The organism is Pannonibacter sp. I15F10I1, from assembly GCF_900185665.1.
Taxonomy (GTDB): Bacteria; Pseudomonadota; Alphaproteobacteria; order Rhizobiales; family Stappiaceae; genus Pannonibacter; species Pannonibacter indicus.
This window is the reverse complement of sequence record NZ_FYAN01000002.1, coordinates 275,134-289,726: the sequence shown is the minus strand read 5'-3', so window position 1 is coordinate 289,726 and position 14,593 is coordinate 275,134. Positions and strand designations below refer to the sequence as shown.

The following is a 14,593-nucleotide window of genomic DNA, read 5'->3' as shown; positions in this document are numbered from 1 at the left end:
AGGCCCCGCCACCTTCCGGCAGCGGGGCTCTCGGGCTCAGGTTACTCCGCAGCATCCACCTTGATGACGCCGCGGCGGATCTGGTCTTCCTCGATGGATTCAAACAGGGCGCGGAAGTTGCCCTCGCCGAAGCCTTCATCGCCCTTGCGCTGGATGAATTCGAAGAAGATCGGCCCGATGACGGTCTTGGAGAAGATCTGCAAGAGGATCTTCGTCATGCCGCCGTTCACAACGCCTTCGCCGTCGATGAGGATGCCGTGCTTCTTCATCCGTTCCAGCGGCTCGTCATGGCCGTTCACGCGGGCCTTGGACATTTCGTAATAGGTGTCCGGCGGGCCGGGCATGAATTTCAGGCCGTTGTCCGCCAGAAGGTCGGTGGCGCTGTAGATGTCATCCGTGCCCACCGCGATGTGCTGGATGCCTTCGCCCTTGTACTTGCGCAGATACTCTTCGATCTGGCTAGTGTCGTCCTTGGACTCGTTCAGCGGAATGCGGATCTTGCCGCAGGGCGAGGTGATGGCGCGGCTGACAAGGCCGGTGATGCGCCCGTCGATGTCGAAATAGTGGATCTGCCGGAAGCCGAAGAGGTTGCGGTAGAAGTCCCACCACTTGTCCATATTGCCCCGGTAGACATTGTGGGTGAGATGGTCGAGGTAATAGAAGCCGACGCCTTGCGGCTTCGGATCAACCGGCCCCAGCCACTCGAACTCCGCCGAATAGGCCGAGCCCTTCTCGCCATACTGATCGATGAAATAGAGCAGCGAACCGCCGATCCCGATGATGGCCGGCACGTCCAGCGTCTTGCCGTCCCCTTCATAGGGCGTTGCGCCCATCTTTACCGTATGGTCAAACGCCTTTTGTGCATCCACCACGCGCCAGGCCATGGCCGGGGCGCAGGGGCCGTGGGCTTCGACGAAACGCATGCCGTAGGAGCCGGGCTCGGCATTGAGGATGTAGTTTACATCGCCCTGACGGTAGACGGTGATGTTTTTCGTCCTGTGCTTCGCTACGGGGCTGTAGCCCATGCGGCGGAACAGGGCGTCCAGCTTCTCGGGCTCCGGATGGGCAAATTCCACGAACTCGAAGCCGTCGGTGCCTGCCGGGTTGTCTGCCGTGATGGTGGCGGGCGGTGCGTCGTGCGGGAAAGGTCCCATGCTGTCCTCCTCTTGATGGTGAGACAAGCTTGCGCTCTGGTGCGCGCAATGTGTGTGCAAAGGACGTAAAATCCCGTAAGGTGGTGCAAGTTTTGTGCGTGCTTTCCCTGGTAGGTGCATCGTCGTGCAGGTTGACAGCTTTGATCTGCGGCTTCTGTCCGCGCTTCAGGAAAATGCCGCCCTCACCAACCAGCAGCTGGGGGAGCGGATCGGGCTCTCTGCCAGCCAGATTTCCCGCCGCCGGCAGGCGCTGGAAGCAGAGGGCATCATCCGCCGCTACCGGGCGGATCTGGCGACCGAGCGGCTGGGCTTTTCGGTGACGGCTTTTGTCGGCGTCACCCTTGGTGCGCACAGCCGCGAGAATGCCCGCCGCTTCCGCGCCATGGTGCAGGCCATGCCCGAGGTGCAGGAGGCCCATACGCTGACGGGCGACGTGGATTACATGCTGAAGATCGTGGTGCCGGACCTGAAGGCGCTGAGCCGGGTGATCAATGACGACCTGCTGCCGCATGAGGCGGTGCAGAACGTGCGCTCCTCCATCGCCATGGAAACGCTGAAGGATGACAATCTTCTGCCTCTGGACAGTGTTCCCGCCGGGCGCTGACTTGCAGCGGGGCAGCCAAGCCACCATCTGAGGCTGACGCAAGGTTTGCCAAGGAGCCTCCAGACATGTTCGATGCGAAATCCCTTCTCGATCAGGTGATGGGTGCGGCCTCCCGCTCCGGTCTTGCACAAGGCGGCAAGACCGGCGGCTCCGGTGACCTGATGTCCCGCGGCAAGGATTTCCTGTCGTCGAACGCAGGCGGGCTGGCTGCTGGCGGGCTCGCCGGACTTCTGCTCGGCAGCAAGTCCGCGCGCAAGATCGGCGGCAAGGCGGTCACCTATGGCGGCCTCGCGCTGGTCGCAGGCCTCGCCTACAAGGCTTACCGCGATTATCAGACCGGCCAGCAAAATGGCGGCCAGCCGCCGAGCCCGCAGCAGCGGGCCCCGCTGGAACTGGAAGCCCCGCGCGGCACGGCCTTTGACCCGGAGCGCGCGCCCGGCGGCAGCCAGATCGTGGCCCGGACCCTGCTCAGCGCCATGATCGCCGCTGCCAAGGCGGACGGCCATATCGACGCGGAAGAACAGCGCCGCATCTTCGGCAAGATGGATGAGGCCGGGCTTGATTCCGAATCCAAGGCTTTCCTGATGGACGAGCTGCACGCCCCGCTCGATCTCGACAAGATCGTCAACAGCGCCACGTCGCCGGAAACCGCCGCCGAGATCTACGCCGCCTCGCGGCTTGCCATTGATCCCGATCACGCCGCGGAAAAAGCCTATCTCCAGATGCTCGCCGCCCGGCTGAACCTTGATCCGGCGCTGGTGGACGAGATCGAGATGGCCGTGCGCGAACAGGAAATGGCGTAATTCCATGCCCGCCCTTTGACGGTCTTGACCGGACCGCGCCTGCGTGTCTCCACTTGTGCCAAAGAACACGGGTGGAAACATGCAGGATCTGGGCGAGTGGGATTATGTGATCGTCGGCGCTGGCTCGGCGGGCTGCGTGCTGGCGAACCGGCTGTCGCAGGATCCGGACATCCGGGTGCTACTGCTGGAAGCGGGCGGGCGGGACAGCTATCACTGGATCCATATTCCCGTCGGCTATCTCTATTGCATGGGCAATCCGCGCACGGACTGGTGTTTCCGCACGGCGGCGGAACCGGGGCTGAACGGGCGCGCGCTCAATTATCCGCGCGGCAAGGTGCTGGGCGGCTGCTCGTCGATCAACGGCATGATCTACATGCGCGGTCAGGCCCGTGATTATGACGGCTGGCGCCAGCTTGGCCTCACTGGCTGGGGTTGGGAGGATGTGTTGCCGCATTTCCGCGCCTCAGAGGACCACTACCAGTGGAACGATGATCTGCACGGGCAGGGCGGCGGGCTCAGGGTGGAGCAGCAGCGCCTGTCCTGGGACGTGCTGGACAGTTTCCGTGAAGCCTGCGCCGAAACGGGCATTCCCAAGGTGGATGACTTCAACCGGGGCGACAATTTCGGCTCGTCCTATTTTCAGGTGAACCAGAAGCACGGCATCCGCTGGAACACGGCCAAGGGCTTCCTGCGCCCGGCGCTGAAGCGGCCCAATCTGCGTGTGGTGACGCAGGCGGAGGTGACCAGCGTTCTTCTGGATGGCCGCCGCGCCTCTGGCGTTGCGCTGACGGTGAAGGGGCAGCCTGCCACGGCACGGGCGCGCGGCGAGGTGATCCTTGCTGCCGGGGCAGTGAAGTCACCGCATATTCTGGAGCTGTCGGGCATCGGCAATCCGGATGTTCTGGACCGCATCGGTGTCACTGTCCGGCATTCCCTGCCGGAGGTGGGCGAGAATCTTCAGGATCATCTGCAGCTGCGCACCATCTTCAAGGTGCATGGGGCAAAGACGCTGAACCAGATGGCGGGCAATCTTTTCGGCAAGGCGCGCATCGCGCTGGAATATGCGCTGAGCCGCTCTGGCCCCATGTCCATGGCGCCCAGCCAGCTGGGCGTCTTTGCCAGGTCTGATCCCTCCTTCGAGACGGCTAACATCGAATATCACGTGCAGCCGCTGTCGCTCGACAAGTTCGGCGAGCCGCTGCACCCCTTCCCGGCGATCACCGCCAGCGTCTGCAATCTGCGGCCCGACAGCCGGGGCCATGTGCATGCGCTGACGGGCCATGCGAAGGACCAGCCGGAGATCCGCCCGAATTATCTCTCCGCTGCGGCTGACCGGCAGGTGGCGGCGGACAGCATCCGCCTCACCCGGCGGATCATGGAAGCCCCGGCCATGGCCCGCTACCGGCCGGAGGAATATCTGCCCGGCCCCTCGCTGCAGAGCGATGAGGAGCTGGCGCGGGCAGCCGGCGATATCGGCACCACCATCTTCCACCCCACCAGCACCTGCCGCATGGGTGCGGATGAGGCCAGCGTCGTGGATGGGCGGCTGCGGGTGCGGGGCATTGAAGGCCTGCGTGTCGTGGATGCTTCCGTCATGCCGCTGATCACCTCCGGCAACACCAACGCCCCCACCGTCATGATCGCGGACAAGGGCGCGGCGATGTTGCGGGAGGACCGGCGTCAGGGCGCTGCGGTGGCTGCGGCCTGATCTGCATCCGGGGAGGTTATGCCGCGACCGGCCCCACATAGCGTGAGGCGGGACGGATGAGGCGGCCGGTGGCGCGCTGCTCGGCCACATGGCCGCACCAGCCGATGGCCCGGCCCACGGCGAACAGGGGCGTGAACAGGCTGCGGTCTATGCCCGCCGCTTCCAGCATCACGGCGGTGTAATACTCCACATTGGTCTGCAGGGGCCGGTCCGGCTTGTGGCGGGCCAGTGCGGCAAGTGCTGCCTGCTCAACCCCTTGCGCCAGGATCAGCCGTCCGGCGTTGGAGGGCAGTTCCGCAAGACCTGCCTTCAGCACATCGGCGCGCGGGTCGCGGGTGCGGTAGATGCGGTGGCCGAAGCCCATCAGCCGCTTGCCGTCCTTCAGCGCCCGTTCGATCCAGCGTTCCGCCCGGTCCGAGGTGCCGATGGCATCAAGCATGTCCAGCACCGGTCCCGGCGCGCCGCCATGCAGCGGGCCCTTCAGCGCTCCCATGGCGCCGATGACGGCAGAAGCCATGTCCGCGCCCGTCGAGGCAATGACTCGGGCGGTGAATGTGGAGGCGTTGAAGCCGTGATCGAGAATGGTCACGAGATAGCGGTCGACCGCCGCCGCCGCCCGTGCATCCGGCGCCTTGCGCGTAAGCATGCGCAGCATGTCTTCCGAGCTGCGCAGGCTGAGGTCGGGCATCACCGGGGCAAGGCCCTGGCTGATCCGCCAGCCTGCGGCCAGAAACACCGGCAGGCTGCCGCACAGCACCACGGGATCTTCGTCCGCCCCTTCGCTGGCCAGCGCCGAAAGCCCCAGCCGCATCAGCTCGTAGGTGCCGAGCTTCGGCGAGGCGGCCTGCAGCACGGGCAGGGCACGGGCCGCCGTGGCACGGGCCTCGGCAAAGCGGGCCGTCAGCTCCGCGCCGCGCGGCACGCGCAGGATATCAGCCCAGAAGAAGCTGGCTGCCTCCTCGTAGGTGAGCTTTCCGGCGAGGTCTTCGATGGGCCTGCCGCGCAGCACCAGCCGTCCGCCTTCGCCGTCCACTTCACTGAGGATCGTGGCGGCAGCGGTGATGCCATCTAGGCCTTCGGCCTGTGCGCCGGTGAAAACCGGGTTGGGGTAAGCGAGCGTCATGGAAAAACTCCCTCCTTTGCCGTCTGAACGGCATGAAAGGAGGAATGCTTGATCTGGTCAATATTGATAGATACAATCAATATATGAGCCAGCCGCTTTATCTCTCCGCCCGCGAGGCCGTCGCCGAACTCGGCATCCAGCCGGCCACCCTCTATGCCTATGTCAGCCGGGGCCTGATCCGCTCCGTGCCGGGGCCGGGCAAGCAGAAGCGCTATGATGCCAGCGACATCCGCAAACTGCTGGTGCAGCGCGACAAGCCCGAGCCGCAGGGCGGGGCAAGGCCCTTGTCCGGGGATCCGGTGCTGGAAACCCGGCTCACCCACATTGGCGAGGATGGGCCCTGGTATCGGGGGCACAGGGCAACCGATCTTGCCAGGAGCCTGACGCTGGAAGCCACTGCCGCTCTGCTCTGGGACTGCGAGGAGGACCCTTTCGCCGGGACGGTCAGCATGCAGCTGCCGCTCTTTCCGGACGGGATGGGTGCAGTGGAGCGGCTGATGACGGCGCTGGCCGCCTGGCCCGTGTCCGACCCTTCCGCCTACACCCGCTCGCCGCAATTGCTGCTGCGCAAGGGGGCCGCTTTCGTGCGGGTTGCAGCGGCCGCATTGCTGGGACGGGCGGAGGTGTCGAGCCTGCCGGTGCATGAGCAACTGGCGCAGTGCTGGCTGGTGCCCGGCCGTTCCGGTGCCGGGGGAGTTTCAGCTGCAGACGGCGCGGATCTGATCCGGGCCGCGCTCGTCCTCTCCGCCGATCATGAGCTCAACACCAGCGCCTTCACCGTGCGCTGCGCCGCCTCCACCCGTGCGCCCCTGCATGCGGCGCTGATTGCTGGGGCTGGCGCCTTCACTGGTCCCCGGCATGGGGCGGCGTCCGACCGGGTGGGGCTGTGGTTCGATCAGATCCATTCAGCAGCGGATGCAGAAGCAGTGCTGCACGAGCGGCTGATGCTGGGAGAGCCGCTGCATGGGTTCGGCCATTCGGTCTACCGCAGCAAGGATCCGCGCGGAGACATGCTGCTGGACATGCTGAAGGCGAAGAAGGGAGGTGGGCCAGCGGCGGAACTGGCGGCCATCGTCATCGATCTGGCGCGGGATCTGTTCGGTCTGGAGCCGAACATCGATTTTGCCTTCGCCGTTCTGCGCCGCGCCCTCGGTCTGCCGCCGCAGGCGGGCAAGACCATCTTCTGCGCCGGGCGCATGGTGGGCTGGATAGCCCATGCCCTGGAGCAATACGCCACTCCCGAGCAGATCCGCCCCCGCGCCATCTACACCGGCGAACGCCCGCGCAAGTGAGAGCGGCCCCGTCCATGGACGGAGCCGCATCATCCCGTTTCAGGGGCCGGCTTCAGACGATGCTGCCGAGCTTCATGGCAACGGCCATGTTGCCCTCGACCTTGATCTTGCCGGTCATGAAGGCCATCGTCGGGTTCAGCTCACCAGCCAGAAGGTCAGCGAGGTTATCCGACGAGATCTTGATGGTGCAGTCGGCGTCCTTGTCCTCGTTGGTGACGGTCGAGCCGTCGAGGAAGATGACGCCATCGCTGCCGCAATCAAACTTCACGGTGTCGTCGATGCCGCCGCCAGCTACTTTTGCACGTACGGCTTCGGTCAGTTCCTGCAGGCTCATTCGTTCCATCTCCCGTGGCGCAGGGCAAATCTTCGCCCTGCCGTTAAAGTCATGAGGCTTCAATTTCCTCTGCGCTGACCCAAGCATACCGTTTACGTAATCGTCAAGTGGGCAATCGGCCAGCTGAAACGACTATGCCACGGCAATGTTGCAAAAGGCTCAAGGCTTCCAGCGCTTCAGAAGGCCCGCGTTGGTGACAACGGAAACCGAACTGAGCGCCATCGCTGCCCCGGCAAAGGCGGGTGACAGCATGCCAAAGGCCGCCAGCGGAATGCCGATGACATTGTAGGCGAAGGCCCAGAACAGGTTCTGCCGGATCTTCGCCAGCGTTGCCTTGGAAACACGCACGGCGGCCGCCACCATCAACGGGTCCGAGCGCATCAGCGTGATGCCGGCTGCTTCCATCGCCACATCAACGCCGGAGCCCATGGCAATGCCGATGTCGGCGGCAGCAAGCGCTGGCGCATCATTCAGCCCGTCGCCCACCATGCCGACGGCGCCGCCAGCTTCCGCACGCAGGGCCTCGATTGCCTTGGCCTTGCCATCCGGGCGCACGCCTGCGCGCACCTCGTCAAGGCCGGTTTCAGCGGCTACCTTGCGGGCAACGGTCTCGCTGTCGCCGGTGATCATCACCGTGCGGATGCCCATCTCCCGCAGTTCCTGGATCGCTTGCGCCGAGGTGTCACGCAGCGTGTCGGAAAAGGCGATGACGCCGACGGCACGGCCATCCAGGGCGGCAAGAACGCTGGTCTTGCCTTCGCTCTCCAGCGACTTGCGGATGGAGTCTGCGGTCATGCTCTCCACCTTCAGCCGGTCCATCAGGGTCCGGTTGCCGATGACCAGCGAATGCCCGCCCAGCATGGCGGCAATGCCTTCGCCCGGCACGGCCTCGAACTCGTCCGGAGTGGACAGCGGCAGGCCCTTGGCCCTGGCTGCCTCCACCATCGCCCGGGCCAGCGGATGTTCGCTGGCGAGCTGGGCGGAGGCGGCGGCTGCCAGCAGGCCGTCATTGTCCCGGTCAAAGGCGATGACATCGGTGACGGCAGGAGCGCCGCGCGTCAGGGTGCCGGTCTTGTCGAAGGCCACGAGCTTCAGCCGGTGCGCCACTTCCAGCGCTTCGATGTCGCGGATGAGAATGCCGGCCCGCGCCGCAGCGCCTGTTCCAGCCACAAGGGCCGTGGGGGTGGCAAGGCCCAGGGCGCAGGGACAGGCGATGACGAGCACGGCCACACTGGCGCCAATGGCCGCATCAAGGCTGCCGCCCCAGATCATCCATCCGGCAAAGGTGAGAAGGGCGAAGACGATGATCACCGGCACGAAAATCGCCGAAACCTTGTCGACAAGCTTCTGCACCGGCGCCTTGCGCCCTTGCGCTGTCTCGACCAGCTTGATGATGCGGGCAAGGACGGTTTCTTCACCCAGCGCCAGCACTTCAACGGTCAGAGCACCGGAGCCGTTGATGGTGCCAGCGGTGACGTGGTCGCCGGCAGAACGGGTCACGGGCAGGCTTTCGCCGGTGATCAGCGTTTCGTCCAGCTCGCTCTTGCCCTTCTCGATCTGGCCGTCCACCGGCACTCTTTCGCCGGGGCGCACCAGCACCCGGTCGCCCAGGCGGATCTCCGTAATGGGAACGGTGGTGACCGTATCGCCGTCAATCTTGTTGGCGGTTTCCGGCCGCAGCGCCATCAGCGCCCGCACGGCGGCAGAGGTGGCCCGGCGGGCGCGGTTTTCCAGCAGCTTGCCAAGCAGGACCAGCGTCAGGATCACCATGGACGCTTCGAAATAAAGATGCTCCACGCCAGACGGGTCCGGCACGAAGATGCGGTAGAGGCTGTAGCCATAGGCGGCAGACGTGCCGAGGGCGACCAGCACATCCATGTTGGCACCGCCCGAAAGCACGGCCTTGAAGGCGCCCCGGTAGAAGCGGGCGCCCAGCAGGATCTGCACCGGGGTTGCCAGCAGCAGCTGCACCAGCCCGGGGATCATCCAGTGGATGCCGAAAGGCATCAGCGCCATGGAAATGACCAGCGGCAGGGAAAAGGCAGCGCCCATCACGAACAGCAGGAAGGCCTTGCGGTCTTCCGCCCGCGCGGCGGCTTCTGCCTTCTCGCGCTCCGCCCGGGCCTTGGCGGCTTCATCCTCATGCAGGCGGGCCGAAAAACCGGCCTTTTCCACGGCGGCAATCAGGTCCGGCACGGGAATGTCCCGCACCAGCGCCAGCCGGGCATTTTCCATGGCCAGGTTCACATTGGCTTCCGCCACCCCGTCGACAGCCGAGAGAGAGCGCTGCAGCCGCGCGGCACAGCTGCCGCAGGTCATGCCGGAGATGTCGAGCGTCAGTTCGCGGGCGCTCGAAGAGCTTGCGGATCGCATGCCGGTTACTCCTCCCGCAGCCGGGCAGGGAAACCGGCATTTTCCAGCACGGCAACCAGTTCCGGCACGGGCACATTCTTTGTGACCGTTACGGCCGCGCTTTTTGCGGCGAGATCGACGCTCGCGGCCGAGACGCCGTCGACGCCGGTCAGGAGCCGCTGCACGCTCGCGGCACAGCCGCCGCAGGTCATGCCCGAAACGTCGAGCATCAGCTGGTGGGGGCTGGAAAGGTCTGCGGATGTCATGGCTGCTTGGTCCTTATGCCTGCACCGGGCCATCGCTTTTGCGCGGCCGGTGTCTTGAATCGCGGGATCTTGCCCAAAATAGGGCTTCCAGCTGCTGGAAGGTCAAGGGTTGTTGCGATGCAGCATATTTCGGCAGGTTGCGAGCCTTTTTGCTCAATATTTCCTCAATTTGAGGCTTTAATTTATTGTGCAACGCGGTAACATCATCTTGTGGAATTTAAGTAGGCCCGGCGTATTTGAGGGCCAGATTTTAGTCCAAGTCATTGAACGGGCGTTAAGTGTTGGGGGGAGGCCATGTGCTTCCCCCCTTTTTTCGCGCTGCCGCCGCCTGACCAAAGCCAGTCCGCAATCAGGCCGCAATCAGGCCGGACAAAGTGCCGCAGGCCGGTTATTGCTGCCGGATGAAGCGGAACAGGAACTGGTCATCGGCCCGCTGCTCCACATGGAACCGGTTTGAAACACCCCAGGCCAGCTTCTGCTGATGCAGCGGGATATAGGCCACATCCCCGTTGAGCAGGGTGTAGATCTGCGCGGTGATGTCCGCACGCCGGTCCTTGTCTTCCTCGCCGGCAAGCTGGCGGATCAGGGCGTCTGCCTGCTCGTTGCAGTAGCCGCCGATGTTGAAGGCGCCTTCGCCCGTGGCTGTATTCCGGCACATGGCAACCGCCTGCAGCAGGCTGAGGCTGTCGAAATCGGCCGGAGTCCAGCCGAACAGATAGAAGGACGTGTCATAGCCGCCGGTGGGCAGGATGCGCCCGAAGTATTTCGCCTTGGGCTGGATGTCCGCCCGGGTCCTGATGCCAACCTTCGAGAGCATGGCCGCAACAGCCTCACAGATGCTGGCGTCGTTGACATAGCGGTCATTCGGGCAGTCGAGTGTCAGGGCAAAGCCGTCCGGATAGCCTGCCTCTGCCAGCAGGCGGCGGGAGGCTTCCGGGTCGTAGGGCAGGCGCGAAAATTCGCCCGCGCGGGCAAACAGTGCCGGGCTGACGAGAAGGGCGGCAGGTTCGGCTGTGCCGCGCATGATCTTGCTGGTGATGGCGCCAGTGTCGATCGCCTGATAGACGGCCTTGCGCACGCGCACATCCTTGAACGGGTTGCTGCCCTTCACGTCGGAGTAAAGCAACTCGTCACGGCTTTGATCGAGGCCCAGAAACAGCGTGCGCAGTTCCGGTCCGCTGAGCACCTGGGTGGACGGGCTCTGGTCCACCCGCGCGATATCCTGCACCGGCACCGGATAGATCATGTCCAGTTCGCCGGAGAGAAGCGCGGCAACGCGGGTGGGGCCGGATGTGACGGCGGAAAACTCCACCCGGTCCGGCAGGCCGTCCGTGGCATCCCACCAGTCGGGGTTCTTGCCGTAGACGGTTTTCAGGCCTGGCTCGTGGCTGATGATCCGGTAGGGGCCGGTGCCGTTGGCCTTGAGGGCAGCAGCGCCCGGCGCCGCGCTGGACGCCGAGGTAACCGGAACGGCGCCGTTTGCCTCCGTCCATTCCTTGTCCATGATGTACCAGGTTTCCCACTCGGCGGGCAGCGCCGGGGCAGGGGACGTCAGATGGAAGTCGACGGTATGGCTGTCAACGGCCACCACTTCCGTGCCTGCGGGCAGCCGTGTGCCCACGTCAGACCCTTGCGACCGGACGCGTGTGGCGGAGAACACCACGTCATCTGCCGTCAGCGTGCCGCCGTCGTGAAAGCGCACATCCTTGCGCAGGTGAAAGCGCCAGTGGACCGGGCTCAGCATCTCCCAGCGTTCGGCGAGCGCGGGCTCCAGCTCCAGCTTCGCGTTCCGCCGCACCAGCCCCTCATAGACATTGCCGAGGGCGGAGAGGGAGAAGGTCTCATTGAGGGAATAGGGATCAAGGCTGTTCAGCCCGCCCTGATAGGCATAGCGGAATGTGACCGGTTCCGCATGGAGAAGAGTTGCAGAGGCGGCTAACAAGCCGCCTGCGAGAAACTGTCTGAAGATCATGGGTGCCCCGCCCGTGTCCTGTTCTGCCTGCCTGTCCCAATGGTCCGGGCCGCAGATAGTCGGGCGGGTCAGCTGGGTCTGGCGGCGTGTGTGCCGGTCATCCTATCATCGCAAGAGTGGTGCAGGCCGTCCAGAGCTAGAAATTTGTATTTCCTCGCTTTTCCTGTCCAGAATCCGGCATTTGACGCATCGGCAGTTTCAAGGCGGGAGGCGCCGGCATCGAAAGGCCCGGGATCAGGCAGCCTTGTTGCCGGCGAGGGCTCTCTGCAGCAGCGCCAGGTTCTCCACGCAGGCGACCTCAAGTGGTTCCTTCCGCCCGCGGATCGGCACCTGATGGAAGGGGCGCAGCGGTTCCAGCCACAGGCCCGAGGCGTCCAGAATGTCGCGCGAGACGGCGCAGGTGGCGTTGTGCTCCTTGGCAACGCCTTCCAGCCGGCTGGCGACATTGACCACATCGCCAAGGGCTGTCAGGCCCGAGGCTACGCCGTTGCGCCCGTCAAGGCCGATACGGCCCAAGATGGCCGGGCCGCCATGCAGGCCGACGGCAATCCGCAAGGGACCACTGAGCTGCGATGCAAGATCCCGGTTCACATGCTTGAGTTCGGCCGACAGGCTGACAATGGCCTGCAGCGCATCACGTGAGCCCTGCTCAAGGGTGCTTTCAATGCCGAACAGGGCCATGATGCCGTCGCCCATCACCTTGTCGATCATGCCATTGTGGCTGCGGATGACGCGCACAACGCTGTCGACATAGCGGTTGAGGATGAAGACCACATCGAAGGGAAGCCTGCCTTCGCTCAAGGCCGTAAAGCCGCGCAGATCGACGAACATCACCGCCACCGGCTGTTCCGTGCCCCAGCGGTAGCGGTCCTGCAGGCCTTCGCGGGGGATGGCCGTGCCGCCATGGAGCAGGGGGCGGACGACCAGATCCGTCTCCGGCCGGATCTGGCAGGCCAGGCGGACATTCTTGCCCGCGTGTATGCGCTTGAGCACATGCGCCTCAGTCTCCCCGGGCGCATGCAGTTCCGCGTTGCCGGAGACGATGAGCGTGCGGCAGGTGGAACAGCGGGCACGGCCGCCGCAGACGGACATGACGGGCACACCGCGCATGCGGCTGATCTCGAGCAGGGTTGGACCGGGTCTGGCGCGGACGGTCTTTTCGCCCAGATAGTGCACGGTGAAAGCCTTGCGCCCGGCCGGCGCCAGCTGGCGGACCAGCGAGATGATCAGAGCCAGCAGCAGAAGCGAAAAGAACACCACGCGGCTGATATCGGTATAGACCTGCAGTTGGGCGGTCTGTTCCGCCGTGACCTTGAGCTGGTACTGGCCTTCCAGAACCAGCCGTCTTGCGCCATTGATCCAGCCCGTCAGCGACAGAACCGGGACAGCTGCGGCCAGCGTCAGCAGCGTGCCGCTCCAGCGCGGATACCAGGGCTTCAGCCGCAGCCAGAAATGAATGCCGATGCAGCCATGCAGCCAGACGAGCATGAGCAAAAGGCTTTGCGTGACGCCGGCACCGGGCCAGAGCACCGACAGTTCATGCTGATAATCCATATAGGCGTGATAGACCTCGACTGCGCCGCGGGTCATGTAGATGTGCCGGATCAGCAGATAGGGAATGGACAGGCCCAGCAGGATCTGGATTGCCTCCCAGACGGGCATCCGGAAGGTGCGCCGGGCTGCGATGCGCCACAGGGCAAGCCCCACATGCACGGCCAGGGCGCCGTAAAGAGCCACTGTTCCGGGCCATGACCACCAGATGATGAGGCGCAGGTCCTGGCCCTTCTGCATCCAGTCCAGCGATATGTTGCCTAGGGCATGGTTGAGAAAATGGGTGCTGGCAAAGACAAAGAGGATCAGCCCGGAATAAAGCCGCAGCTGCTGCTGAAGCGGGCCGTTGCCGGGCGGCGTGCGCATCTGCCGTGGTGCCATGGAACTGTCTCTTGAAACAGGGATTTGAGTAAATACACGTAAGCGGCCGCAGTTTGAGCCTGCGCGGGAAACATGCAAGCGGAATGATGCAAATTGCGGAATGCAGCAGCTGTTGAAGCAGGTCACCCGCATGGGCGCCATAGCCTGATAAATCTGCTATGAGGCCGTCAATGTCCATCAACGTGAAGTGAGGCTCGTATGATCGTCTATGGAATCAAGAACTGCGACACGGTGAAGAAGGCCCGCGCCTTTCTGGATGGGGCCGGTGTGGCCTACACCTTCCATGACTACAAGAAGGACGGCGCGGACGCAGAAAAGCTGACGCAGTTTGTCGAGGCCTTCGGCTGGGAGCAGGTTCTGAACCGCCGCGGCACCACCTGGCGCAAGCTGCCGGATGAGGTGCAGGATGCGGTCAAGGACAATGCCAGCGCCATCGCCCTGATGCTGGAGCACCCTTCGGCGATCAAGCGTCCGATTGCCGAAGCCAAGGGCCGCACCTTGCTCGGCTATGATCCGGTGGCCTGGGAAATGGCGCTGGAAATGGGCGAACTGGGCTGACACGGACGAGGGCTGGGGCACTCAGGTCCCGGCCTGCTCACCGGCCTGCCTACCATGTCCTGCGGGGGCCGTTGTCGATGTGGTAGAAGCCGCTGGAGTAGCGCTTGTAGCCGCCGACTTCCGGCTGGGCGCGCAGAAAGGCAAGCACTTCCTGCGGGTTGCCGTTGACGCGGAAATCCACGGCGCGGCAGTTGAGATGGTAGGAGTTGCCGGCGCCGCCCTTCCACCAGTTCTCCAGCCACCAGCGCTTGGTGGACATCACCGTCACCCGCCCGAAACGGTCGGACAGGCGGTTGAGAACGCGCTTGAGGTCACGCGGCACGCACCATTTGGTGTCGTTGTAGGTGATCTTGTCCGAGGACGGGGTCATCCAGCCAAGCCCGGTGATGCCTGACACCGTGCCGCACCCACTCAAGGACAGAGCGGCGGCGAGAAGGATGGCATGCGTGGAAAGTCGGCGGTTCATGAATTCGGCCTTGCTGGGTCAGTGTCCCC

At 64.5% G+C, this 14,593-nt stretch carries 13 protein-coding genes; 5 read left to right on the top strand and 8 right to left on the bottom strand.

Annotated elements, in window-relative coordinates; all coding sequences use genetic code 11:
- Positions 1 to 41 precede the first annotated feature (41 nt).
- Entirely contained in the window at positions 42 to 1,154 is a 1,113-nt protein-coding gene (gene hppD / locus IF10I1_RS01265) for a 4-hydroxyphenylpyruvate dioxygenase (RefSeq protein ID WP_186391708.1), read from the bottom strand.
- Between the two features lie 124 nt (positions 1,155 to 1,278).
- Here hppD and IF10I1_RS01260 point away from each other — a divergent pair, with 124 nt between their 5' ends.
- The 3 genes from IF10I1_RS01260 (at position 1,279) to IF10I1_RS01250 (ending at position 4,269) form a co-directional block, all read left to right on the top strand.
- Positions 1,279 to 1,758 carry an Lrp/AsnC family transcriptional regulator gene (locus IF10I1_RS01260; protein WP_200901709.1) on the top strand — a complete coding sequence of 160 codons (480 nt, stop codon included), beginning with the start codon at positions 1,279 to 1,281 and terminating at the stop codon, positions 1,756 to 1,758.
- 65 nt (positions 1,759 to 1,823) lie between these two features.
- A complete protein-coding gene (locus IF10I1_RS01255) occupies positions 1,824 to 2,561 on the top strand; it encodes a tellurite resistance TerB family protein (RefSeq protein ID WP_186391709.1) in 738 nt (245 codons plus the stop codon).
- A gap of 79 nt (positions 2,562 to 2,640) precedes the next feature.
- Positions 2,641 to 4,269 (top strand): GMC family oxidoreductase, encoded by a 1,629-nt coding sequence (locus IF10I1_RS01250; RefSeq protein WP_186391710.1) that lies wholly within the window; start codon positions 2,641 to 2,643, stop codon positions 4,267 to 4,269.
- 16 nt (positions 4,270 to 4,285) lie between these two features.
- Here the strand turns inward: IF10I1_RS01250 and IF10I1_RS01245 are convergent, their stop codons facing one another.
- Positions 4,286 to 5,392, bottom strand: coding sequence for a citrate synthase (locus IF10I1_RS01245; RefSeq protein ID WP_186391711.1), 1,107 nt, complete (start codon positions 5,390 to 5,392; stop codon positions 4,286 to 4,288).
- 83 nt (positions 5,393 to 5,475) lie between these two features.
- On the opposite strand from IF10I1_RS01245, the gene IF10I1_RS01240 reads away from it, so the two are divergent.
- On the top strand, positions 5,476 to 6,684 hold the full coding sequence (locus IF10I1_RS01240; RefSeq protein WP_186391712.1) for a citrate synthase family protein: 1,209 nt from the start codon (positions 5,476 to 5,478) through the stop codon (positions 6,682 to 6,684).
- Positions 6,685 to 6,736: 52 nt separating this feature from the next.
- Here IF10I1_RS01240 and IF10I1_RS01235 read toward each other — a convergent pair whose 3' ends face one another.
- The 5 genes from IF10I1_RS01235 to IF10I1_RS01215 form a co-directional block, all read right to left on the bottom strand.
- Positions 6,737 to 7,018, bottom strand: coding sequence for an SCP2 sterol-binding domain-containing protein (locus IF10I1_RS01235; RefSeq protein WP_019964911.1), 282 nt, complete (start codon positions 7,016 to 7,018; stop codon positions 6,737 to 6,739).
- A gap of 159 nt (positions 7,019 to 7,177) precedes the next feature.
- Complete coding sequence (locus IF10I1_RS01230) at positions 7,178 to 9,391, bottom strand: cation-translocating P-type ATPase (protein ID WP_186391713.1); 2,214 nt, start codon at positions 9,389 to 9,391, stop codon at positions 7,178 to 7,180.
- 5 nt (positions 9,392 to 9,396) lie between these two features.
- Positions 9,397 to 9,636, bottom strand: coding sequence for a heavy-metal-associated domain-containing protein (locus tag IF10I1_RS23110; protein WP_186424321.1), 240 nt, complete (start codon positions 9,634 to 9,636; stop codon positions 9,397 to 9,399).
- A gap of 388 nt (positions 9,637 to 10,024) precedes the next feature.
- Positions 10,025 to 11,608, bottom strand: a complete 1,584-nt coding sequence (locus IF10I1_RS01220) for an ABC transporter substrate-binding protein (protein WP_186391714.1) — start codon at positions 11,606 to 11,608, stop codon at positions 10,025 to 10,027.
- A 234-nt stretch (positions 11,609 to 11,842) separates the two neighbouring features.
- A complete protein-coding gene (locus IF10I1_RS01215; protein ID WP_208977522.1) occupies positions 11,843 to 13,540 on the bottom strand; it encodes an adenylate/guanylate cyclase domain-containing protein in 1,698 nt (565 codons plus the stop codon).
- A 198-nt stretch (positions 13,541 to 13,738) separates the two neighbouring features.
- Between IF10I1_RS01215 and IF10I1_RS01210 the strand changes: the two genes are divergently transcribed.
- Positions 13,739 to 14,098 carry an ArsC family reductase gene (locus tag IF10I1_RS01210; RefSeq protein ID WP_050472363.1) on the top strand — a complete coding sequence of 120 codons (360 nt, stop codon included), beginning with the start codon at positions 13,739 to 13,741 and terminating at the stop codon, positions 14,096 to 14,098.
- 49 nt (positions 14,099 to 14,147) lie between these two features.
- Here the strand turns inward: IF10I1_RS01210 and IF10I1_RS01205 are convergent, their stop codons facing one another.
- Entirely contained in the window at positions 14,148 to 14,564 is a 417-nt protein-coding gene (locus IF10I1_RS01205) for a D-Ala-D-Ala carboxypeptidase family metallohydrolase (RefSeq protein ID WP_186391715.1), read from the bottom strand.
- Positions 14,565 to 14,593: the final 29 nt, after the last annotated feature.

What these genes read in the sequence shown, in the direction of transcription:
- hppD (WP_186391708.1), bottom strand. Translation starts at nt 1,154, where the DNA reads ATGGGACCTTTCCCGCACGACGCACCGCCCGCCACCATCACGGCAGAC.
- IF10I1_RS01255 (WP_186391709.1), top strand. Translation starts at nt 1,824, where the DNA reads ATGTTCGATGCGAAATCCCTTCTCGATCAGGTGATGGGTGCGGCCTCC.
- IF10I1_RS01250 (WP_186391710.1), top strand. Translation starts at nt 2,641, where the DNA reads ATGCAGGATCTGGGCGAGTGGGATTATGTGATCGTCGGCGCTGGCTCG.
- IF10I1_RS01245 (WP_186391711.1), bottom strand. Translation starts at nt 5,392, where the DNA reads ATGACGCTCGCTTACCCCAACCCGGTTTTCACCGGCGCACAGGCCGAA.
- IF10I1_RS01240 (WP_186391712.1), top strand. Translation starts at nt 5,476, where the DNA reads ATGAGCCAGCCGCTTTATCTCTCCGCCCGCGAGGCCGTCGCCGAACTC.
- IF10I1_RS01235 (WP_019964911.1), bottom strand. Translation starts at nt 7,018, where the DNA reads ATGAGCCTGCAGGAACTGACCGAAGCCGTACGTGCAAAAGTAGCTGGC.
- IF10I1_RS01230 (WP_186391713.1), bottom strand. Translation starts at nt 9,391, where the DNA reads ATGCGATCCGCAAGCTCTTCGAGCGCCCGCGAACTGACGCTCGACATC.
- IF10I1_RS23110 (WP_186424321.1), bottom strand. Translation starts at nt 9,636, where the DNA reads ATGACATCCGCAGACCTTTCCAGCCCCCACCAGCTGATGCTCGACGTT.
- IF10I1_RS01220 (WP_186391714.1), bottom strand. Translation starts at nt 11,608, where the DNA reads ATGATCTTCAGACAGTTTCTCGCAGGCGGCTTGTTAGCCGCCTCTGCA.
- IF10I1_RS01215 (WP_208977522.1), bottom strand. Translation starts at nt 13,540, where the DNA reads ATGGCACCACGGCAGATGCGCACGCCGCCCGGCAACGGCCCGCTTCAG.
- IF10I1_RS01210 (WP_050472363.1), top strand. Translation starts at nt 13,739, where the DNA reads ATGATCGTCTATGGAATCAAGAACTGCGACACGGTGAAGAAGGCCCGC.
- IF10I1_RS01205 (WP_186391715.1), bottom strand. Translation starts at nt 14,564, where the DNA reads ATGAACCGCCGACTTTCCACGCATGCCATCCTTCTCGCCGCCGCTCTG.